This window comes from Pseudonocardia sp. UM4_GMWB1, from assembly GCF_017312155.1.
GTDB lineage: Bacteria > Actinomycetota > Actinomycetes > Mycobacteriales > Pseudonocardiaceae > Pseudonocardia > Pseudonocardia alni.
Genome location: NZ_QJPN01000001.1, coordinates 316,749 through 338,570, shown reverse-complemented (window position 1 = coordinate 338,570; position 21,822 = coordinate 316,749). Strand labels below are relative to the sequence as shown.

Annotated in this window: 20 protein-coding genes; 16 read left to right on the top strand and 4 right to left on the bottom strand. The window is 73.2% G+C overall.

Annotated features, from left to right (window positions below; genetic code table 11):
• Positions 1–79: 79 nt before the first annotated feature.
• Positions 80–451 (top strand): hypothetical protein, encoded by a 372-nt coding sequence (locus tag DMP15_RS01700; protein WP_073575627.1) that lies wholly within the window; start codon positions 80–82, stop codon positions 449–451.
• Here the strand turns inward: DMP15_RS01700 and DMP15_RS01695 are convergent.
• The 4 genes from DMP15_RS01695 to DMP15_RS01680 all read right to left on the bottom strand — a co-directional run bounded on the left by DMP15_RS01695 (position 442) and on the right by DMP15_RS01680 (position 4,487).
• Positions 442–1,212, bottom strand: coding sequence for a carbon-nitrogen hydrolase family protein (locus DMP15_RS01695; RefSeq protein WP_073575628.1), 771 nt, complete (start codon positions 1,210–1,212; stop codon positions 442–444). The two genes, DMP15_RS01700 and DMP15_RS01695, sit on opposite strands and share 10 nt — an antisense overlap.
• A complete protein-coding gene (locus DMP15_RS01690; RefSeq protein ID WP_100879227.1) occupies positions 1,212–2,873 on the bottom strand; it encodes a flavin monoamine oxidase family protein in 1,662 nt (553 codons plus the stop codon). The genes DMP15_RS01695 and DMP15_RS01690 overlap by 1 nt, the downstream gene beginning before the upstream one ends.
• A 71-nt stretch (positions 2,874–2,944) precedes the next feature.
• A complete protein-coding gene (locus DMP15_RS01685; protein ID WP_073575630.1) occupies positions 2,945–3,784 on the bottom strand; it encodes an SDR family NAD(P)-dependent oxidoreductase in 840 nt (279 codons plus the stop codon).
• Positions 3,785–3,863: 79 nt separating this feature from the next.
• Positions 3,864–4,487 carry a TetR/AcrR family transcriptional regulator gene (locus tag DMP15_RS01680; protein ID WP_073575631.1) on the bottom strand — a complete coding sequence of 208 codons (624 nt, stop codon included), beginning with the start codon at positions 4,485–4,487 and terminating at the stop codon, positions 3,864–3,866.
• A gap of 493 nt (positions 4,488–4,980) precedes the next feature.
• On the opposite strand from DMP15_RS01680, the gene DMP15_RS01675 reads away from it, so the two are divergent.
• The 15 genes from DMP15_RS01675 to DMP15_RS01605 all read left to right on the top strand — a co-directional run bounded on the left by DMP15_RS01675 (position 4,981) and on the right by DMP15_RS01605 (position 21,765).
• Positions 4,981–6,159: a LuxR C-terminal-related transcriptional regulator gene (locus DMP15_RS01675; protein WP_157818411.1), complete on the top strand. Its 1,179-nt coding sequence runs from the start codon at positions 4,981–4,983 to the stop codon at positions 6,157–6,159.
• Positions 6,156–6,755 carry a hypothetical protein gene (locus tag DMP15_RS01670; protein ID WP_100879229.1) on the top strand — a complete coding sequence of 200 codons (600 nt, stop codon included), beginning with the start codon at positions 6,156–6,158 and terminating at the stop codon, positions 6,753–6,755. Before DMP15_RS01675 ends, DMP15_RS01670 begins: the two co-directional genes overlap by 4 nt.
• Before the next feature lie 96 nt (positions 6,756–6,851).
• The gene (locus DMP15_RS01665) at positions 6,852–7,721 is read left to right on the top strand and encodes an MlaE family ABC transporter permease (protein ID WP_301549064.1); all 870 of its coding nucleotides are present in this window, start codon (positions 6,852–6,854) and stop codon (positions 7,719–7,721) included.
• A 12-nt stretch (positions 7,722–7,733) separates the two neighbouring features.
• Positions 7,734–8,615, top strand: coding sequence for an ABC transporter permease (locus tag DMP15_RS01660; RefSeq protein ID WP_062399364.1), 882 nt, complete (start codon positions 7,734–7,736; stop codon positions 8,613–8,615).
• 476 nt (positions 8,616–9,091) lie between these two features.
• Positions 9,092–9,838, top strand: coding sequence for an ABC transporter ATP-binding protein (locus tag DMP15_RS01655; protein WP_051050105.1), 747 nt, complete (start codon positions 9,092–9,094; stop codon positions 9,836–9,838).
• Position 9,839: 1 nt separating this feature from the next.
• Positions 9,840–11,126, top strand: coding sequence for an MlaD family protein (locus tag DMP15_RS01650; protein ID WP_073575634.1), 1,287 nt, complete (start codon positions 9,840–9,842; stop codon positions 11,124–11,126).
• Positions 11,123–11,677, top strand: a complete 555-nt coding sequence (locus DMP15_RS01645) for an MlaD family protein (RefSeq protein WP_337825377.1) — start codon at positions 11,123–11,125, stop codon at positions 11,675–11,677. Before DMP15_RS01650 ends, DMP15_RS01645 begins: the two co-directional genes overlap by 4 nt.
• Positions 11,587–12,525 (top strand): hypothetical protein, encoded by a 939-nt coding sequence (locus tag DMP15_RS01640; RefSeq protein WP_337825376.1) that lies wholly within the window; start codon positions 11,587–11,589, stop codon positions 12,523–12,525. Before DMP15_RS01645 ends, DMP15_RS01640 begins: the two co-directional genes overlap by 91 nt.
• Complete coding sequence (locus tag DMP15_RS01635; RefSeq protein ID WP_139282806.1) at positions 12,525–13,886, top strand: MlaD family protein; 1,362 nt, start codon at positions 12,525–12,527, stop codon at positions 13,884–13,886. The genes DMP15_RS01640 and DMP15_RS01635 overlap by 1 nt, the downstream gene beginning before the upstream one ends.
• Positions 13,886–15,229, top strand: a complete 1,344-nt coding sequence (locus tag DMP15_RS01630) for an MlaD family protein (RefSeq protein ID WP_073575637.1) — start codon at positions 13,886–13,888, stop codon at positions 15,227–15,229. The genes DMP15_RS01635 and DMP15_RS01630 overlap by 1 nt, the downstream gene beginning before the upstream one ends.
• Positions 15,229–16,524 (top strand): MlaD family protein, encoded by a 1,296-nt coding sequence (locus DMP15_RS01625; protein ID WP_337825375.1) that lies wholly within the window; start codon positions 15,229–15,231, stop codon positions 16,522–16,524. The genes DMP15_RS01630 and DMP15_RS01625 overlap by 1 nt, the downstream gene beginning before the upstream one ends.
• Before the next feature lie 15 nt (positions 16,525–16,539).
• Positions 16,540–17,967 carry an MlaD family protein gene (locus DMP15_RS01620; RefSeq protein WP_073575639.1) on the top strand — a complete coding sequence of 476 codons (1,428 nt, stop codon included), beginning with the start codon at positions 16,540–16,542 and terminating at the stop codon, positions 17,965–17,967.
• 86 nt (positions 17,968–18,053) lie between these two features.
• The gene (locus tag DMP15_RS01615) at positions 18,054–20,429 is read left to right on the top strand and encodes a hypothetical protein (protein ID WP_073575640.1); all 2,376 of its coding nucleotides are present in this window, start codon (positions 18,054–18,056) and stop codon (positions 20,427–20,429) included.
• Complete coding sequence (locus DMP15_RS01610; RefSeq protein ID WP_073575904.1) at positions 20,429–21,547, top strand: peptidyl-prolyl cis-trans isomerase; 1,119 nt, start codon at positions 20,429–20,431, stop codon at positions 21,545–21,547. Before DMP15_RS01615 ends, DMP15_RS01610 begins: the two co-directional genes overlap by 1 nt.
• On the top strand, positions 21,544–21,765 hold the full coding sequence (locus tag DMP15_RS01605) for a hypothetical protein (protein ID WP_073575642.1): 222 nt from the start codon (positions 21,544–21,546) through the stop codon (positions 21,763–21,765). The genes DMP15_RS01610 and DMP15_RS01605 overlap by 4 nt, the downstream gene beginning before the upstream one ends.
• The last annotated feature ends 57 nt before the right edge of the window (positions 21,766–21,822 follow it).

The window sequence follows — 21,822 nt, the reverse complement described above, 5'->3', positions numbered from 1 at the left end:
GGCCGGTGATGTTGACCGTCCGTGCCCGCAGCCGTGTACTCGACGGTGTTGGGACCGCTCAGATGAGTGGAGGCAGGCCATGACCGCGACGATCGGCACGACGCCGGCAGCCGCGCACCATCCGGCGCCGGAACCGGCCCCGGTGTCGCGCCAGCTGCTCGTCGGCCGCGACGACGGCTACGGCGACCTCGCCCTGGAACGGTTCGCGCTCACCCCCGGTGCCGGGGCGTGGCACGCCCCGGCCGCGCCGTGCGACCGGCTGCTCGTCGTCCTCGCCGGCCGGGCCCGGGTGGGCGTCGAGGCCGGCGGGCCGTCGGTGGATCTCGCCGCGTACGAGGTCGTGCACGTGGCGGGCGGGCACGCCCACCGGGTCGACGTGCTCGCCCCCGGGCCCGGCGGGTGCCTGGAGTGGATCCTGCTGGCGGGCCCCCGGCCGGACCCTCAGCCGTAGAGGTCGGGGCGGCGGTCGGCCAGGTAGGGGTTCGCCCGCCGCGACACCGCCAGCGCGGACCGGTCCAGCTCGGCCACCAGCAGCTCCGGGTCGCGGCCGGCCCGCACCACGGCGCCGTCCGGCCCGGCGACGCAGGACAGCCCGCCGTAGGTCAGCGACCCCTCGGTGCCGCACCAGTTGGCGTAGGCCACGTACACCTGGTTCTCCCACGCCCTGGCCGGGACGAGCACCCGGGGCACGTGGTCGTAGGGGAGCATGTTCGCGGTCGGGACCAGCACCGCGTCGGCGCCGGCCAGCGCCAGCGCGCGGACGGTCTCGGGGAACTCGACGTCGTAGCAGACCAGCAGGCCGAGGCCCCACCCGTTCCAGGTCACGACGGCGGGCGGGGTGTCCGAGGCGGTGAAGCAGGCCCGGTCGAGCGCGCCGAACAGGTGCGTCTTGCGGTACCCGGCGAGCCGGGTCCCGTCCGGCCCGACCAGGGTGACGGCGTTGGCGACCCGTCCGCCGTGGCGCTCCGGGTAGCCGTAGAGCACCGCCGTGCCCGACGTCCTCGCGATCGCGGTGACGGCGTCCGCCGACGGCCCGTCGGCCGGCTCGGCGAGCGCGGCCACCGCATCGGCGCCGATGTCGTAGCCGGTCAGGAACATCTCCGGGGTGACGAGCAGGTCCGCGTCCGCGGCGGCGCACGCCTCGGCGAGCCGGGCGAGGTTCCCGGCCACGTCGTGCGGCCGGGAGACGGTCTGCAGCAGCGCGACGCGCATCAGTCCGGCAGCGCGGGCGGCGCGAGCTCGGCGAACCGGTCCCCGGGACCGGGGTTGTCCGGCGGGGTGGACCCGCCCAGGTGCGCGACGATCCCCCAGACCGCGTTCAGCGCGGTCTGCACCGCGCCCTCCGCCCAGGCCGGGGTCCACGACACGTCGTCGCCCGCCATGAAGATCCCGCGCTCGGCGGCGGGCAGGTCGTCCTGCACGAAGTGGCAGTACATCCGCCGGTTGTAGCGGTAGTGCCCGGGCAGGGCGCCCTTGAACGCACCGAGGCTGTGCGGGTCGGACTCCCAGGTCACGGTGATCGGGTCGCCGATCACGTGCGCCCCGACGTCGACGGTCGGGTAGATCTTGCGCAGCGCGCCCAGCGCCAGCTCGACCCGCTTCTCGACCGGGTACGGCAGCATCTTCAGCGAGTCGCTCATCCACGAGTACGACAGGCAGATCACCCCGGGCCGGTCCGGCCCGTTGTCGAACAGGTACGTGCTGCGGGTGAGCCGGTCGGTCAGCGTCGTGGACATGACCTCGCGCCCGGTCGCCGGGTCGACGTCGCGCCAGAACGGCCGGTCCACCATCACGAACGTCTTGGTCGACTGCATGTAGCGGGTGCGGTCCAGGGCCATCCACACCTCCTGGCCGAACAGCGACTCGTCGGTGTCGATCTGGGTGGACAGCAGCCAGCTCTGGCAGGTGGTGAGCACCGCGGACACGTCGCGGGTGCCGCCGTAGACGTCGGTGACACGGATCGTGTCCGCGTCGAGGCGGTGCAGCCGCGCGACGCCCGGGCGGGTCCCGCCTCCGTGCAGCGACGACAGGCTGATCCCGGCGGGCCAGTGCACCAGATCGTCGGGGGTGCGGGTCCACAACCCCTGCGGCACCTGCTCCACCCCGCCGACGACGAGCAGCTGGTCGTCGTCGCAGCCGGTCAGCACCACCCGCAGGATCTCGAGCATCGAGTTCGGGAAGTCCGAGTCCCAGCCGCCGGTCCCGAAGCCGACCTGCCCGAACGCCTCGCGGTGGGCGAAGGACAGGTCGGAGAACGCCTTCGAGGTGGACACGAAGTCGTAGAAGGTGCGGTCGTCCCAGACCTCGACGAGCTCCGCCCACAGCGCCCGGATGCGCGGGATGTCGCGCTCGCGGATCGCCTGCTGCAGGTCGGTGAAGCCCGCGCCCTCCTCCAGCGCGCTCGCCCAGGCGTCGGCGACCTCGGTGAAGAACGGGGGCAGGTCGGCCAGGGTCCGGCCGTAGTACGTCCGCCCGTGCAGGTCGATCACCGTGCTGCCGGCCGCCTCCGTCAGCGGGTTCGGGAACGGCGCGGTGGGCAGCCCGAGCAGGTCGACGTAGTGGTGGAACGCCGTCGAGGAGCGGGGGAAGCGCATCCCGCCCAGCTCGGCGACGATCCCGTCGGCACCCTCGAAGGGCTGCGAGCGCAGCCGTCCGCCCAGGTGGGAGGACTCGTACACGACCGGCCGCAGCCCGATGCGCATCAGCTCGTAGGCGGCGACGAGCCCGGCGATCCCGGCCCCGACGACCACGACCTCGGTCCCCAGCCGGTCCGGTGGGACCCGGCCGAGTCCGGCCGGGTGGGCCAGCCAGTCGTCGTAGGGGAAGGGGAAGTCCGGGCCGAACGCGGTGACGGGTGGCTGCTCGGGGCTCATGGGTGGGCTCCTCGGGTCGTGTGCCGGGGATCACCCGGCCCCGCGACCCTATCCAGGATCCCCGCCCCGGATCAGCCCTTTCCGCGCCGCGAGCGCACGACGCCGGTGACGATCCGCTGGTAGGTGGTCGGCAGCAGCCGCACCATCGAGTCGATGGCCCAGGCGTCCGGTCCGATGAGGACACGGCGCTGGTTGCGCTGCACGCCGTCCAGGATGGTCTTCGCGGCCCGGTCCGGGGTCGTGGTGAGCATCCGCTCGAACTCGGCGGTGGCGTCGGCGGCCGGGCGGCCGGTGGCGGCGGCGACGCTGTCGTCGACCCGGGCGGCCTTCGCGATGTTGGTGCGGATCCCGCCGGGGTGCACGCAGGTCGCGGACACCGGGGACCCGGTGAGCTCGAGGTCCTGGCGCAGCGACTCGGTGAACCCGCGGACCGCGTACTTGCTCGCGTTGTAGCCGCTCATCAGGGGCTGCGCGGCGACGCCGAAGATGCTCGACAGGTTGACCACGTGGCCGGTGCCCGCGGTCTCCATGTGCGGCAGGAACGCCTTGGTCCCGTAGACCACGCCCCAGAAGTTGATGTCCATGATCCATCGGTAGTCCTCCAGGGACAGTGCCCCGGTGGTGCCCGACAGCGCGACGCCGGCGTTGTTGACGATCATGTGGACGGCGCCGTGGTCGGCGACCACGGCGTCGGCCCAGCCGTAGACGGCCTTCTCGTCGGAGACGTCCAGCTCGGCGGTGGTGACCCGCACCTGCGGCCCGGCGAGCGCGGCGGTCTCGGCGAGGCCCGCGGCGTCCCGGTCGGCCAGGGCGAGGTGGCAGCCGTCGCCCGCGAGGCGCAGGGCCAGCGCGCGCCCGATGCCGGACCCGGCTCCGGTGATCGCGGCGGTACGACCGGTGAAGGACTTCATCGTCGGCTCCTCACGAGCGGGGTGTGGTGGGCGACCCTAATCTGATGACGCGTGATTCCACATAGCGGGGTGACCGGCGTCATCCCAGGCCGGTGCCGCCCACGAGGAAGAGGGCGAGCGCGTCCGTGACCCGGTCCCGGGGCGGGTCGAACCCGCTCACCGTCCAGGTCATGACGACGTGGCTGATCCCGCCGATGACGGCGTCGGCGCGCAGACGGGTGGCGGTGGTGTCGGCGGGGGAGGGGTCGGCGTGGTCCGCGGTGAGCGCCAGCAGCAGCCGCCCGAAGCCGGACATGGTCTCCAGCGAGGTCTGCTCGACCTCGGGGCTCACGCCGAGCACCTCGAACCAGACCACCCGGGCGAGCCGCGGGTCGTCCTCCACCACGCGCAGGAACGCGTCGAGGCCGGCCCGGGCCAGCGTGAGCGGGTCGGTGCCGGGCGCCGCGGCCAGTGCGGGGGGCACCGCGTCGCGGAGGCGGGCGGTGCACTCGGTGTAGACGGCGAGCAGCAGTGCCTCGGTGCCCTCGAAGCACTCGTAGAAGTACCGGTCGGCGACGCGTGCCTCACGGCAGATCCGGCGCACGGTGGCCGCCCGGTAGCCGTCGGTCCCCAGCACCTCCAGCCCCGCGTCGAGCAGCCGGCGGCGACGGTCCTCGGCGCGGTCCGACGCGGACGCGCCCGCGTAGGTCCGGCCGGTGCTCACCCCGCCATTCCAGCACGGACGGGTCGCACCCCCGGGCTCCCCGGTGCTGCGGCAGGACGGGGACGGCCCGGGTGCGCCCCCGCCTCGCCTACCTCGACCGGGTGGACCTGCTGTGTACGACCGGCGTGGCGACCGTCGCTCCGAGAAACAGTCCGAGCGTTCGGTTTCTCCACCCGCCGTGACCGGATGATGCGGCCGAGAGGGGCATCACCAGCGTGTTCGGGTGGCGCCGGCCGCGTGGATTTGCCAGACACGTGACCCGCGTCGCATCCTAAAACCGTCATGCGTGACCGGAAGTTGTGTCGGGTTGCGGGTGTGGACGGTCGCATCCAGGCCGTTGCCGTCTCGTTGCACGGGTGAGCAACGCACCCGACGGCGACGTCCGGTGGATGCCACCTCGACGAGGAGGAACGGTATGGGCGAGAGCACGAGCCGCGTGGCCTACATGCGCCGCTGTGACTCCGGCGACCGATGGCCCGGACAGGGACGCCGGATGCCGAGGGCCCAGTCGTCGTGCGTGGTGGACCTCCTGCTGGCGGCCCGTCGCCTCCTCGACGACAGCCGCCTCCCGCACCCCGAGCACGTCGTCGACCTCGGGTCGGCCCGCGCGGTGCTGCGGTCGGTGTGGGCCGAGGCCATGTCCTCGCTCGGCTCCGGCACGGCACCGTCGCCGGAGCTGGTGAGCATGCTCGGCGAGGTCAAGGAGATCGACGAGCAGCTCCTGCTCGACCAGCTCGCCCATCAGGACCGCGCCCTGCAGCGCGTCCGCGCCGCGCTCGCGCAGCTCGGCGAGGCCCGCACCAGTACCGCCCTGCTCGACACGGCGGCCTCGACCGCCTGCGGCCTCGGCTTCGACCGCTCGATCGTCTCGCGTGTGGCGGACTCCCTCTGGATCCCCGAGCGCGTGCACGTGGAGCGCGACCCCGCCTGGGCCGAGGAGATCCTCGCGATGGGCCGCACCCACCCGCAGACCCTCGACGGCCGGATCGTCGAGTCCGAGATGGTCCGCCGGCGCACCTCCCTGCTGGTCGACGAGGTGCAGGAGCGCCCAGGGGTCAACCGGCCGATCGCCGACGCCTCGATGTCGCGCAGCTACTGCGCCGCGCCCATCGTGGTGCACGGCGTCGTCGCCGGGTTCGTGCACGCCGACTGCTACTACCAGCAGCGCAACGTCGACCCGCTCGACCGCCAGCTGCTCACCCTCTACGCCCAGGGGCTCGGCCAGGCTCTGTCCCGCACGATGGTCCTCGACGAGATGGACCAGATCCGGGCCGATGTCGACCGGCTCGCCCGCCGCGTCACCGACGCCCGCGAGGGCGACCTCGGCGACGGCTGGTGGGGCCACGGCGAGAACGGCCGGGTCACCGAGGGCGCCCCGGTGGCGCACACCGGCCCGCAGCGCAGTGTCGTCGACGGCTTCCTGCGCTCCGCGCCGGTCGACCCGTCGCTCACCCGCCGCGAGGTCGAGGTCCTGCGGCTGATGGCCACCGGCGACACCAACGCCCGCATCGCCGGCCGCCTGGTGATCTCCGAGGGCACGGTGAAGTCGCACGTCAAGCACATCCTGCGCAAGCTCGGCGCGGCCAACCGGGCCGAGGCCGTCTCGCACTGGCTGCGTGCCGAGCACGATCGCTCCGGGCGGGCCGCCGCCGGTCCGGCCGGATACCGGTGACCGCCGGCGCCCGGGTGTCGCGGGGCGCGCTGCCCACCCCCCTGCGGGAGTACCTGCACCGGCTCGACGTCGCCGCCCGGCACCTGTCGTCCACCGCCCGCCAGGACCTGCGTTCGCACGTCTGGAGCGAGGTGGCACGCACCGCCGGTCCCGCCCCGACGGAGGACCGGCTCGTCCGCGCCCTCGACCGCCTCGGCCCGCCCGCGGCCCTCGTTCCCACCCCCGTGGGGGGTACCTCCCCAGTACCCCGCGACCCCGTGGTGGTGCACCTGCTCGGCTGTTCCCTGCTGACCGCGGGGGTGACCGGGCTGATCGGGCTGGTGCGGGTCTGGCGTGCGCCGACCTGGCCGGTCCGCGACGCACTGACCGCCACCGTCCTGGTGGTGGCCGGCGCCGTCGCGCTTCCCCTGCTGACCGGCGTCCAGCCGGTGGCCGGGGCACTGCTCGGCGGCCTCGGGGCGGGAGCCCTGTCGGCCGCGCTCGTCCTCGGTGCGGTGCTGCTGATCCAGCGCCGGGCCCAGCGCAGGGCACTTTCCACGGAGCACGCCGCAGAGCCGGTCGCCGGCACCACCGATACCCCCCCAGGGGGAGGGTGATCCGCCCCCCACGGGAGGTGTGACCCCCTCTCCGGCGGAGCGACACTTCCGGTCGGTGGACCCGGACTGTTTCCGGCCCGCACTCGAAGGAGAGTTATGACCACGCCTGGGACCCTCACCCAGACGCCCGACGAGACCGTCGAGGTACCGCGCAGGACGGCGGGTCCCGGCGGGTCGGGCGTACTCAGGAAGGTCGCCGACCCGTTCGTGATGGCCGGCGAGATGTGGCAGCTGATGGTCAAGGTGTTCGTCCTTGCCGTCCGCAAGCCCGTCGGCTTCTGGGCCGACACCCGGGACCAGTGCTTCGACATCCTCAAGCTCACCTGGCTCCCGATGTCCCTCGCGGCGTTCGGGTTCGGGTTCGGTGCCCCCGGCCTGACCGGTGGGGCGATCTTCTACACCTTCGGCATCCCCTACCGGCTCGGGGCGTTCTTCGAGTTCGCGTCGGTCCGTGAGTTCGCCCCGTTCATCAACGGGATGGTCGTCGCGGGTGTCGTCGGCACGGCCATCACCGCCGACCTCGGCGCCCGCCGCATCCGCGACGAGATCGACGCCATGGAGGTCCTCGGCGTCGACCCGATCCGGACGCTGGTGCTGCCGCGGGTGCTGGCCTGCACGATCATGACCGCCGTCCTGGACATCCTGGCGCTGGTCGTCGGCCTGGTCAGCGGCTACGTCGCGGCCGGCCCGATCTTCGACGCCAGCTACGCCGGCTACTACGGCTCCCTCTTCGACCTGCTCAACACGGTCGACCTCTGGGGCAGCGTCGCGAAGTGCGCCCTCTACGGCCTGATCATCGGTGTCGTCTGCTGCTACATCGGTCTCAACGCCAAGGGCGGACCGATCGGCGTGGGCAAGGCGGTCAACCAGGCGGTCGTCATCTCGTTCGCCGGCGTCTGGGTCATCAACTTCGTGTTCACGCTGACCATGCTCGGCCTGAACCCGCAGATGAGCGTCTACAAGTAGGGAGGAGGGGACATGACACAGCTCGACGACCGTGGCTCCGGCCGCGGACCCGAGGAGCCCGAGCTCCGGGCACCCGAGAAGCAGGGCGTGGACGTCAGCTTCTCCTCCATCACGGGAAAGCTGAAGACCGGCCTGAACGAGGCCGGTGACATCGGCCGGTTCACCGCCGACGTCGTCCGGGACTTCCCGGACATGTTCCGCCGCTACGTGCCCGAGGTGTTCCGCCAGGCGGGCATTCTGATCTTCAGCTCCGCGCTGATCATCTGGTTCATGATGTTCATCATGGGCGGGCAGTGCGGCCTGGAGGCCAGCTACACGCTCAAGCAGATCGGCGCCCCGCTGTACTCCGCGGTGTTCGACGCCTACTGCGGACTGCGCGAGCTGTCGCCGTACATGTGGGGCTGGATCCTCGCGGCCAAGGTCGGCTGCGGCTACGTCGCCGAGATCGGTTCCATGCGGATCTCCGACGAGATCGACGCCATGGAGGTCATGGGCATCAAGTCCAAGTCCTTCCTGGTCGGGACCCGGATCGCGGCCACCGTGATCGCCGTGCCGTTCATGTACTTCGTCGGTCTGGCCATCCTCTACCTGGCCATGTACCTGGTCACGGTGGTGAACCTGGGCGGCGTCTCACCCGGCGGGTTCCTGTACCTGTTCTGGCTCTACCAGAGCCCCTACGACATGATCGCCGCCCTCACCAAGGTCATGGTCGAGTCCATCGTGATCGTCGGGGTGGGCCTCTACTACGGCTACAACGCCACCGGTGGCCCGGTCGGCGTGGGCCGCGCCACCGCCAAGTCGATGATCATCAACCTGGTGCTGATCTCCGCGATCGGCGCGATCGGCACCCTGGCCTTCTGGGGGCTCGACACGAACTCCCCGATCGCCAACTGAGTCCCTCCGGGGCCCGCGCCGCCACATCCCCTGCGGCCGGGCCCCGGAGTCCCGCACTCCGACGACATCCCCGCCCCCGACGAAGACCCCCCCACCACGGCCCGGCCCTCCCCAGCCGGCCACGGACCGGACGTCGCTCCCCCGCCCGGTCCATCGCACCGCGCCCGCTCCCCGGATCGCAGTGCTCGTTCCCCGTACCACCGCAGGACGCGTACGCCGCGTCCACGGTCCCCGGAAGCCTCCGGGGACCGCTCCCGCAGCACGTGATCCGCGTGCCGGCTCCCCCGCGCCGGCACGCGCCAGGTCGTCCAGGAGGATCAGTGACCTCGCCGAACCAGCCGCGGCACACGCCATCGGGCTCCGAGTACCCCACCCAGCAGATTCCACCCGTCCACGACGGGGGGACCCAGGCCACGGCCACCCGTGGCCCCGGCTGGTCGACCGAGACCCGGGAGTTCCGGTACGGGACAGACCCGATCCTGCAGGTCGAGGGGCTCGCCAAGTCGTTCGGCAGCACCCAGATCCTGAAGAACATCAACTTCAACTTCCAGCACGACGCCATCACCACCGTGCTGGGCCCGTCCGGTACCGGTAAGTCGGTGCTGATCAAGCACCTGGTCGGCCTGCTCGCCCCGGACCGCGGCGCGGTCTACGTGGGCGGCGTCGACATCTGGTCGATGAGCGAGAACGAGCGCTACGACATGCGGACCCGGTTCGGGGTCTGCTGGCAGGACGGTGCGCTGTTCGGCTCGATGAACCTCTACGACAACGTCGCCTTCCCGCTCCGCAAGCACACGCGGATGTCGGAGAAGGAGGTCGAGAAGACGGTCATGACCGCGCTCGACGAGGTCGGTCTGGCCAAGGCGGCGCACAAGGCGCCGAACGAGGTGTCCGGTGGCATGAAGAAGCGCGCCGGCTTCGCCCGCGCGCTGGTGATGAACCCCGACATCGTGCTGTTCGACGAGCCGGACTCCGGTCTCGACCCGGTCCGTACCTCGCTGCTCTGCGACATCATCATGGACGTCCACAACCAGCACGGTGGGACGTACCTGCTGGTCACGCACGACATCAAGACCGCCCGCAAGGTCAGCGACTACGTCGGACTGATCTGGAAGGGCGAGGTCGTCCACTACGGACCGGCGCACGAGGCGTTCGAGCACCAGGACCCGTTCGTCAAGCAGTTCCTCGCGGGGCAGTCCGCCGGACCCCTCGGGATGGACTGAGATGAGCGGACTCCTGGGCAAGCTCGCCGCCGGGATGGTGGCGCTGCTCGTGGTGGGGGGTGTGTTCGTCGCCGTCGGCGGCACGCAGCCCTACACGGTCAGCGCCGTCCTGCCGGCAGGCAACCCGAACCTCATCCCCGGTGCGCCGATCTACATCGACGGCTTCCAGGCCGGGGAGATCTCCTCCGTCCGGCCCGAGGAGGGCCACGCGGTCGTCGAGTTCACCGTCGACGACGGCCTCGCCCCGCTGCACGCCGGCGCGTTCGTCCACGTCCAGTGGAAGGCCGTCGTCGGTGAGCGCCTGCTGTTCGTGCAGGACGGTCCCAAGGACTACGCCGAGATCCCCAGCGGCGGCATGGTGCAGGGCGACTTCCCGAAGCCGACCGAGGTCGCCGACGTGCTCGCCGCCCTCGACGAGCCCACCCGGGCGCGCCTGACCGGCCTGGTCGGGACCCTGCAGAACACCGTCACCGGGCACGAGCAGGACCTCAACGCCACCGTGAACACCGCCGGACCCGCGCTCGCCGCGGTCGGCAACGTGCTGCGCGGCATCGGCACCGACGGTCCCGCGATCTCCAAGCTGGTCACGGACCTGAACGGCACCGTCGACACCCTGGCCCGGCGCCAGCAGGACCTCGGCGCCGTCGTCGACGAGCTGGGCACCAGCGCCCGCGCGACGGCCGCCCAGCGCGAGCAGCTGCGCGCCGCGCTGGCCAAGCTGCCCCCGACGTTGCGCACCGCGCAGGGCACGCTGAACAAGGTCCCCGGCGTCACCGACGAGGCACTGCCGCTGCTGGAGGACCTGCGCCCGGCGACGGAGAAGCTGCCCGGCGTGTCCGCGCAGCTCGCCCCGCTGCTGCAGGACCTGCGGCCGCTGGTCGCCGACCTCAAGCCCACCCTCGAGGCGGCGTCGGCGCTGCTCGACCGCACCCCCGGCCTGCTCGACTCCTCGAACCGCGCGCTGCCGGGCCTCGCCGAGACCGCGGGCGGCTACGCGCCGGTGCTCGAGGCGCTGCGCCCCTACACCCCCGAGGTCGTCGGGTTCCTCTCCACGTGGGGCTCCGCCGCCCAGAACTTCGACTCGAACGGCCGTTACATGCGGATCTTCGCGCAGGCCGGCCCCGCCACGCCGGTCATCTACCCGCCGGGCGTCACGCCGCCGGGGATCGTCCCCAACCCGAACCCGGCCCCCGGCTCGGCCGACGAGACCTCCGGCAACGGCGAGCAGAACCCGGGCGCGCCGCTCCTGCCGCAGCTCGGTGACGCCAGCGGGGAGGGTCCGCGATGAGCTCGACCCTGGGCTTCTCCCGCTGGCGGATCCTCGCCGTCGGCCTCGTCGCGCTCCTCGCGGGCACCGGCGCCGCGGCCGGCATCTCGAACGCCGAGTCCGGCCGGATCGTGATCGCGGAGTTCACCGACGTCAGCCCGATCCTCGCCGGCCAGCAGGTCAAGATCAACGGTGTCACGGTCGGCGAGGTGGGCCAGCTGCAGTTCGACCCGCAGCGCAAGGTCGCCGAGGTCCCGCTCCGCGTCGACGCGCGTGCCCTGCCGATCCACTCCGACGCGAAGGTGACCGTCGCCCCGGTCTCGCTGCTCGGTGAGCGCTTCCTCAACCTGAACACCGGCACCCCGGGCTCGCCCGAGCTGCCGATGAACACGCCGATCGGTGTCGAGCGGACCGGCCAGGAGGCCGACCTGCAGAACATCCTCGACACCCTCGACGACCCGACGACCCGACGGCCGGCGCGTTGGCCGCGCTGGTCACCACGCTCGGCCAGGGCACGCAGAACAACGGTGAGAACATCCAGAAGACCCTCGCCGCGCTCGCCCCGGCCATGAAGGACACCAACCAGCTCGTCGGTGTCCTGTCCGACCAGAACGAGCTGCTCGGCCGGGTCATCGACCAGGTCGAGCCGGTCACCGGCGCACTCGCCGTCGACCAGGGCAGACGGCTCGACGGCCTGGTCGCCTCGACCACGTCGCTGCTCGACACCACCTCCGCCCGCGACGCGCAGCTGCGCGGCACCCTGCAGGAGCTCCCCAGCACCCTGGCCGCGGCCCGCGCCACCCTCGGCGAGCTCGCCGGCACGGCGCAGTCCACCGCGGTCACCCTGGGCAACCTGCGGCCGACCACCGACAACCTGGTGGACATCAGTCGCGAGCTGCAGCGCTTCGCCGACTCGGCGGACCCGGCGCTGGCCTCGGCCGACCCGGTCCTGGACCGGGCGAGCGAGCTGCTCGACCAGGCGCAGCCGGTCGCCGCGGAGCTCCGGGCCGCGGGCCCGGACCTGCAGCGCACCGTCACCGGCGCCGAGCCGATCGTGCGCGACCTCAACGGCAACCTCGGCAACGTCCTCGGCTTCATCCGGAACTGGGCGCTGACCACCAACGAGAAGGACGGGCTGTCCCACTACTTCCGGGCCAGCTACGTGCTCAACGGCGACCCGGTCACCGGCTTCGCGCCGGGCGGGCTGCCGGACATCGCGCCCGCGCCCGCCCCGGACGCCACCCCGAACCAGCAGGTGAACGAGCCCGCCCCGTCCCAGCCGGGACCGGGGACCGCGGCCCAGCCGGGTCAGGACTCCAACACCCTGCTGCAGAGCCAGCCCACCCCCGAGAGCAGCGCCACCGGGCTCAGCCCCGAGCAGGAGCAGGGCGCGCTCGGAACCCTGCTGGGAGGCCAGTGATGGCGAGTGCCAAGCCCAAGCGCGGCGCGCGCTTCCGGTCCGGCCTGATCGGCCTGCTGATGTTCGTCGCGGCCGGGTTCTTCCTCTACGTCGCGCTGAACGCCCAGAAGGGGTTGCCCTTCGCCCAGCACGAGTTCCGCACCGCGGCCGTGTCGGACACCGGTGACCTCGCCGTCGGCAACGACGTCCGGGTCGGCCAGGTCCGCGTCGGACGCGTCGACGACATCACGATCGCCGACGGCGTCCCGCAGGTCCGGATGCAGCTCGACGACGCCGCGACCGAGGTCTTCAAGGACGGCTCGGCCGCGGTGACCGGCCGGTCCGGTCTCGGCCAGCAGTACCTGGACCTCGACATCGGGCACGAGCAGGCGGGCGTCCTCGGCGAGGACGACGTCCTGCCGGTCCAGCGTTCCCGCGGCGCGGTGCAGCTGCTGGACCTGGCCGAGGTCTTCGACCCGGCCACCCAGGACGCCACCCGCGGCGCGCTCCAGCAGCTCGGCAACGGCGCCGCCGGACACGGCCAGGACCTGGCGGACGTGGCGAAGGCCGGTCCGCAGATCCTGCCCTCGCTCGGCACGACCGCCCGGTCGCTGTCGGTCGACGGCGGCCGCGACCTGACCGGCATGCTCCAGTCCCTGGAGAGCCTGTCGTCCCGCTTCCAGGGCCGCGAGCAGGAGATCTCCTCGCTGGTCGGCCGGCTCGACACCACGTTCGCGGCGATCAATGCGGACAAGGGCACGGCGCTGGGCGACACCCTCGACATCGCCCCCGAGGCGCTGCCGGCAGCCCGCACGGCCCTGGAGGACCTGCAGCAGCCGCTCGCGTCGACGAACTCGGCGATGACGCAGCTGCAGACCGGTGCCCGCTCGCTCGGCGACGCCACCCCGGACCTGCGGGGCGTGCTGGTCGAGGCCCCGCAGCCGCTGGACAAGCTGCCCGGCGTCTCCGACTCGGCCGAGCCCGCGCTCGGCTCGCTGACCCCCGCCGTCGCCGACGCCCGCCCCGTGGCGCCGAAGGTGACCCAGGGAGTCGGCTTCGCGAACACCCCGCTGCAGGTGCTGGCGCCCTACTCGCCGGAGATCGCGCAGTGGTTCACCCACGCCAGCTTCGCGCTGTCCGACGGTGACGCCGCCGGACACCACCTGCGGTTCACGCTGATGGTCCGGCCGGAGTCCTTCGCCGGTGCGGCGGGTCTGCCCGACCCGACGCGGGCGGGCGACCCCTACCCGGCCCCCGGCCAGGCACCGAACGACGCCTCGCTCGGCCTGCTGCCCGCCCCGGGCCCGTCCAACCGGACGCCCCAGGAGCAGCCCGGCCAGGGCGACAGCGCCGCCGGCGGCGGCCTTCTCGGAGGTAACTGATGAGCGCCCCCGCACAGGGCACCACCGCCACGCCGCGGCTGCGGCGCCGCCTCCCGCTGTGGGTGGCCGCGCTCGCCGTCATCGGCCTGATGCTGCTGTCGCTGGTCCTCGGGCTGTTCAAGCCGCAGGTCACGACGCTGCTGATGAAGCTGACCGGGTCGCAGACCCGCACCATCCACTTCGCCGCGAACCAGTTCCTGTTCGAGGACGCGTCGAAGGCGAAGGTCGCCGGTGTCGACTCCGGTGTCGTCAGCTCGGTCGACCCGGCCCCCGACGGCGGCGCGATCGTGACCGTCGTGGTCGACCCGGAGGTCGTGGACACCGTCGGCGACCAGCCGTCGGCACGCCTGCGGCCCACGACCCTGCTGTCCGGCCTGTTCTACATCGACATCGTCCCCGGCGGTGACCGCACCGCGGAGTGGACCCAGCAGATCCCGGTGGACCGCACCCGGCTGCCCACCGAGGTCGACGACGTCGCCGAGCGGCTGCAGCCCGACGCCCTGGAGGGCGCGAAGGTCGCGGTCACCCAGTTCGACGAGACCCTCGGCAACGCCGGCGGCAACGAGGCGCTGCACGAGCTCCTCGCCGCGGCGCCGGGGACCCTCGGGCCGGGCGCCGGGGTCATCGAGTCCCTGCGCGGCACCCAGCCGGAGAAGGACCTGACCGACGTCGTGCGGGGCCTGCAGCGGACCACCGGCACGCTCAACCGCGAGCCCGGCCAGCTGGACGGCATCGTCGCGAACCTGCAGGACACCACCCAGGTCATGGCCGAGACCTCCGGTCCGGTCGCGGACGCGATCAACCGGCTGCCCGGCGTCCTCGACACCACCGACGCCGGCCTGAAGCGGCTGAACGTGTCGCTGGACAAGCTGCGCGACACCGCGGGCCCGGCCCGGCCGACCGTCCAGGAGCTCGACGCGTTCCTGGGCCGCGCCGAGCCCGTGCTCGCCGACGCCCGCCCGCTGGTGTCCGACCTGCGCGCCGCGCTGGTCGACACCCGGCCGCTGGTCGAGGGCCTGATCCCGGCCAGCGAGGGCGCCACGCGGGTCCTCGACGACCTGCCCGCTCCGCTGGAGCGACTCAACGGTCCGGTCCTGGACTCGCTGAACACCCCGTTCGTCGGGGAGGGCCCCTTCTCCGCGGTCGACAGCCGCGGTGTCCCGCTCAAGGACGAGGTCGGCCACATGTTCTCGAACCTGAACAAGACCGGCGCCTACGTCGACCCCAACGGGCACGCGGTGTCCTTCCACCCCGGTCCCGGGCTCGGCACCGTGCCCGGCCTGGGCTCGGTGAGCCTGGAGAACATGTTCCAGCAGATCTTCCACGGGACGGGTGGTCGATGATGACGGCAACTCCCACACCTGCACCGGAGACCCCGCGGGGCCTCGGCGCCCGGGTGCGGTCCGGTCTGGACCGCGTCCGGAACGAGCCGGGGCTGGGCCGCAACGTCATCGCCCTCGGCGTGGTGATGGTGCTCGGGCTCGTCTGCGGGGGCTACATCCTGTCCCAGCAGCGGTTCGTCGCTCCGTGGGCGAACGAGAAGATGGTCTACGCGACCTTCTCCGAGACCCCGGCGCTCGCCCCGGGCCGCGGCCAGGAGGTCCGGATGTCCGGCGTCCCGGTCGGCGACATCCGCTCCTCCGAGCTGACGCCGGAGGGCACCGCCCGGGTGCTGCTGGCGATCGACCGCAACGACTACGACGGCCCCGTCTACGACAACGCCACCGTGGTCCTGCGGCCGAAGAGCCCGCTCAACGAGATGTACATCGAGATGGACCCCGGCACCCCGGCCGGCACGGTCCTCGACGACTACGGCGTGCTGCCCGTCGCCAACGCCAAGCCGCCGGTGCAGATCGACGCGGCACTGGCCCACCTGGACCAGAACGCGCTGGCCGCGGTGCAGTCGCTGCTGGAGGCCTCGGACGTCGCGCTGGCGACGGCGCCGCAGGACCTCCCGCAGGGCGTGCGCGCCACCACCGAGGTGGTCGACCGGCTCAAGCCGGTCGTCGACCAGCTCGACCGGCGGCGCGACAACCTCGCCCGCCTGGTCACCTCGATCGGCCGGCTGTCCACCGCCGTCGGCGGCGACGAGAAGCGCCTCACCACCCTGGCGAACTCGCTGTCGACCACGCTGAAGACGGTGTCCGCGCAGAGCCAGGCCCTGCGCGACTCGCTGAACCAGCTGCCCGGCGTCGTCGACAACCTGGGTGCGGCCACCGGCAACGTCCAGCAGCTGTCCGACCAGCTCGACCCGACCCTGGACAACGTCCGGGCCGCCTCGGAGCAGGTGCCGGACGCCCTGGACCGGCTGACCGACACCGTCGACACGCTCGACACCACCGTCGACAAGGCCCGCCCGGTCGCGCAGAAGCTGAAGCCGGTCGCAGCGGACCTGCGCCCGTTCGTGAACGACCTGAACGGGACGCTGCCCGCGCTGAAGGAGATCTCCGGCCGGCTCGACCCGGTCACCGCGGGTCTCCAGCAGTACCTGCCGGACCTGAACGCCTTCGTCTACCAGACGTCGTCGGTCACCAGCCTGCGCGACGCCAACGGCGGCATCCTGCGCGGTCTGCTCCAGTTCGGCCCGACCACCATCCCGGCGCCCGGCGCCGACGAGCTCACCCAGACGCCCCGGTAAGGAGGTGACCCCCGGATGAAGATCCCCCACTCCGCGCTCCCCGCGATCAGGACGACGATCCTGCTCGCCTTCACCGCGGCGTCGGCGTTCGTGTTCCTGTTCTTCTGGACCTCGGTCGGCGGCTACGTGCCCGGATACACCCAGAAGCAGTACACGACCGCGTTCCACGTCGACAAGGTCAACAACCTGGTCCCGCAGTCCGACGTCACCCTCAACGGGGTGAAGGTCGGCAAGGTCCTGACCATCGAGGCGACCCCGGACGGGCGCGCCGACGTGCTCGTCAACATGACCGACGCCGACGCCATCCCGCTGCACGAGGGCGTCACCGGCCGGATCAACTCGAAGACCCTGGTCGAGGAGACCTACGTGTCCCTCGTCGACGGCCGCGGAGCCGAGCTGCCCGACGGCAGCCGGCTCCCGGACGGCGCCGTCCAGTCGGCGGTGCTGCTCGACGACCTGATCCGGACCCTGCCCGAGGACCGCCGCGTCGCGCTGGCCTCCACCCTGCAGTCGCTGGGTGCGGCCACGAAGGACTCCCAGGCCGGCGTCGACGGTGCCCTGGCCGGCCTCGGCCGGCTGGGCCGCGAGGGCGGCACCGCCCTCGACGCGCTGGCCGCGCAGTCGAAGGACCTGGAGCAGCTCTCGCAGAACACCGCCGCGGTGCTCGCCGCGCTGGATATCCAGCGCGGCCGCATCGCCGACCTGGTGACCGACGCCAACCTGGTCACCGAGGTCACCGCGAACAGCCGCACCGACCTGGAGAACACCATCCGGGAGCTGCCGCCGACCCTGAAGGCGGCCGACGACGCCAGCGACGACCTGTCCCGGCTCGCCGGCGGGCTCGGCCCGGTCGCGGCGAACCTGGACCGGGCGGCGCCCGCGCTCAACGCCGCGCTCAACGAGCTCCCGGCCACCACCCGCGACCTGCGGGGGCTGCTGCCCTCGCTCGACGCGACCCTGGGCAAGGCCCCGGTCACCCTGGACAAGGTCCCGCAGTTCTCCGACGACCTGCGCGCCCTGCTGCCCGAGGCCGACCGCGCCCTGCTCCAGCTCAACCCGATGCTGGAGTACCTCAAGCCCTACGGCGGCGACATCTACCAGTTCTTCACCAACTTCGGTGAGACGGTGTCGCGCGGCGACGCCAACGGCACGCTCCTGCGCGTGATGCTGGTCTTCCACGCGCAGTCGTTCGCGGGGAACCCCGTCCCGCTGAACGAGATCCCGCCGCTGGACGACAACAACCCGTACCCGCGGCCGGGCACCCAGAACAGCCCGGAGGACGACGCGCCCCCGCCGCAGGTGGCCGACCCAGGACCGGCGAACGACTCGCCGCCCCCCGGACCGGCCCCGACCGTCGGGCCGCAGCCCGAGGGCGACGCCGCCCGCGGCGACGCGCCGGCGCCGGAACCGTCCGGCGGTGGACTCCTGGGGCTCGGCGGATGACCCGCCCGTCCCGCACGACCCTCGAAGGGCGTAGGGCCGCACTCGCGGCGCTGCGCCCTTCGGGGCGTTCCGCGCTGGGTCTGATCATGGTCCTCGCCCTGGTGGCGCTGACCGTGGCGGGCGTGTCCCGGGTGAAGGTCGAGACCGGCGTCGAGTCGTTCCTGCCGTCGTCGGACCCGTCGGTGCAGCGCTACACCGAGCTCGCCCGGTCCTTCGGCGGTGACCCGATCGTCGTGCTGCTGCGCGCCCCGCAGGCCCCCGGCCTGCTCGAACGGGACGTGCTGCCCCGGGTCCTCGGGGTCGAGGGACAGCTGTCCCAGCTGCCCGACGTCGCGTCGGTCTACGGCCCGGCGACGACGCTGAACCAGCTGGCGTCGCAGTCGCAGAAGCTGCTCGCCGAGCTCACCGGCCGCCGCGACGGCCTGCAGCGCGCCGCGGCGATCACCGCCGAGCAGCGCGGCGAGGACCCGGTCGCCGCCGGGAACGCGGCCGTCGCCGCCTTCGACGCCCGCTACGGTCCGCTGATCGTGCAGGGCCTGCCCGTCGGGCTGCCCACCCTGCGCAACCAGCGCTTCATCGACCACTCGATCATGGGATCGGGCGGTGAGCCGCGGCCGCAGTGGCGCTACGTCGTCCCCGACGACCGGTCCCTGGCAATCCTGGTCCGCCCCCGTGAGGGACTCGACCAGGCCGGGACCGAGCAGCTCGTCGCCGCGGTGAACGACACCGTCGCGCAGGCCCAGCTGCCCGCCGAGGCGACCGTCTCCGGCGTCCCCGCGATCACCGCCTCGCTCGGTGTCGCGGTCGACCGGGAGGCCCCGGTCCTCGGCGCGGTCGCGGTCGTCGCGATCGGGCTGTGCCTGTTCCTGGTGCCCTGGACCCGGCGGCGACGGCGGCTGATCCCGCTGGCCGTCACCCTCGCCGCCACCGCGGCGACGCTGGCCGTGCTCGGCTGGGCCGGGCGACCGGTCTCGCTGGGCGTGGTCGCGTTCCTGCCGGTCCTGGTGGGCCTCGGCAGCTACTACCCGACCTACTTCGCCCGCGGGGCACGGCCGCGGACGGTCGTCGTCGTCGCGGCGGGGACGGCGGCCGGGTTCGGCGCGCTGCTCCTCTCGCCGCTGCCGTTCGTACGCGACCTCGGGTCGACCCTGGCCCTGGGGGTCGCGTTCGCGGTGGCGCTCGGCTGGTTCGTCTACCGGCCCGGTGGGTGGGCCGGCCCGGACCGGCCCGCGTCCGACGCGCAGGTCGACCCCGCGACCGATCCCGCACCCGATGCCGCCGCCGACCCGGCCGACACGGAGCCGCCCGCCCCCGACGCCGACCCGGCCGACGCCGGTGCACCCGCCGGCGACGACGTGGCGGTGCCGGACGGGCCCGGGCCGGTCACCCGCCCGGGCCGGTCGCGGCTGGTCGCGGTCGTCCTGGCCGGGCTGGTCGCGGTCGGCGGCTGGGCCACGCTGCCCTTCCTGCCCCTGCAGACCAGCGTCGACGCGCTCTCGGCGGGTCTGCCCGCCGTCGACGACGCCACCCGGGTCGAGCAGGTCCTCGGCTCCGGCGGCGAGCTCGCCGTCGTCCTGCGCTCCACCGACGGGACGGGCGACGTCCTCACCCCCCAGGCCTGGCAGTGGATGACCACGGCCCAGCAGCAGATCGTGCGCCTGCACGGCGACGAGGCGCGGCCCGCGCTGTCGGCGCCGTCGCTGCTGTCGTTCCTCGGCCCCACCCCGGACCAGGAGCAGATCCGCGCCGGGGTCCGGCTGCTGCCGCCGTACCTCACCGGGGCCGTGCTGCGGCCCGACGGCGAGGTCGCGGTGCTGTCGTTCGGTGTCCGGCTCGACGACCTCGACCGGCTCCGCGACCTCACCGACGCGATCACCGCCGAGCTCCCCCCGGCCCCGCCCGGCTTCGTCGCCGAGGTGTCCGGGCTGCCCGCCGTCGCGGTGCAGGGCTACGAGCTCGTCTCGGCCGACCGCTACCTCGCCGGCACCGCCGGTCTGGTCGCGGCGACGCTGGTGCTCGCCCTCGGGCTGCGGCACCGCCGCGACGCGCTGCGGGCCGGGCTGGCCGCCGTGCTCGCGACCGGCGCCAACCTGTTCATCCTCTGGGCGTTCGGCATCCCGCTGAACCCGCTCACCGTCGCGCTCGGGTCGCTGACCGCCGCCGTCGGCTGCGAGTTCACCGTCATGACCTGCGACGCCGTCCGCACGCGCGACCCGCGCCTGCGGACCGCGGTGACCCTGGCCGCCCTCACCTCGGGCACCGGGTTCGCCGTGCTGGCGCTGTCCGACCTCGCCCTCATGCGCGAGTTCGGTCTGCTCCTGGCGCTGTCCGTACTGCTGTCCTACCTGGCCGCGCGGCTCGTCGTGCGGGCGTTCCCGCCCGCGCACGGCACGGCCGGGACCCCGGGCGGTGGGGGAGATCCGAGTACCCCCGCCCGGGAGAAGCTCGTTGGAGTGATGTGATGCGAGTCAAGTCCACACTGGCGTGGATCGCCGGCGCCGCCCTCGACCGGGTCCGGAACACCTGGACCGGCCGGATCGTGGCGGGCGTCCTCGTCCTGGCACTCGTCGCCGGGATCGGCGGCGGGGTCTGGTGGAGGATGCAGCAGGTCCCCGACGGCGCGGCGCTGGCCGTCGGCGACCGGGTCGTGACCGTCACCGACCTCGACGACCGGGTGCAGACCCTGCGGGCGCTCTACGGCGTCCAGCCCCCGGTCGAGGACCCGGTGAAGATGGACGGCTTCCGCCGGGACGCCGCCAAGGCCGTCGCGCTGAGCATGGTGCTGGAGGACCGGGCGACCGAGATGGGCGTCGGCATCGCCGACGCGAAGGTCCGCCAGACCCTCGACCAGTACATCACCCAGCAGCTCGGCAACGGCCCCGGCGCGCGCGACGACTTCATCAAGGTCCTCGGCAACGTCGGCACCACCGAGGACAAGGTGATGACCGAGGTCCGCCAGCAGATGGTGGTCGGCGAGCTGTTCGACCGGGTCACCAAGGACGTGACCGTCACCGACGACGACCTGCGTGCCGAGTTCCCGCGCTACGCCGAGCGGCTCGGGACCCCGGAGAAGCGCGACCTGTCCAACATCGTCGTCGCCAGCAAGGAGGCCGCCGAGAAGATCGCCGCCGACCTGCGGGGCGGCGCCGACTTCGCGACCGTCGCGCGGGCCAGCACCATCGACAACGCCACCCGCGCGAACGGCGGCGCCCTGGGCCCGATCAGCGCCGACCAGCTCCAGCCCGACTACGCGAAGGCCGCCTTCGGCGCCCCGGCCGGCCAGGTGTTCGGCCCGGTGCAGAACCAGTTCGGCTGGAACGTCGGCCGGTCCGGCGCTGTGACCCCGGGCGTCCCGGCGAACTTCGACCAGGTGAAGGACCGGCTCCGCGAGCTCGTCCTGTTCGACCGCCGGATCGCTCTCTGGGGACAGTGGATGACCGACTCACTGGGAGGAGGCGACGTCCGCTACGCCGACGACTACCGCCCCGCCGACCCGGACACCGCCCCCACCGGCGCGAGCCCGGGCCTGCCGTCGGGCACACCGCAGACGGTCCCGCCCGCGACGGGCGGTGGCGGGTGAGTCCTGCCTGGACCGTCCTGACCTTCGCGGGTCTCGGCGTCCTGCTCGCCCTGATGGGGTGGGCGGGACGCCGGCACGCGGCGGGCCTCGGCGCCGTCCCGGGGATGCCCGCCGAGCTGCAGCAGCACCGGATCGCCGTCATCCGCCGCGGCGCGACGGCCTGCCTGGTGGTCGGCGTCGCGTTCGTCGTGATCGGGGTGCTCGCACCGCTGCTGTGAGGCCGTCACGGCACCGCCGACCCGGGGAGAGCCCCGGCCGGGATCCGGCCGGGGCTC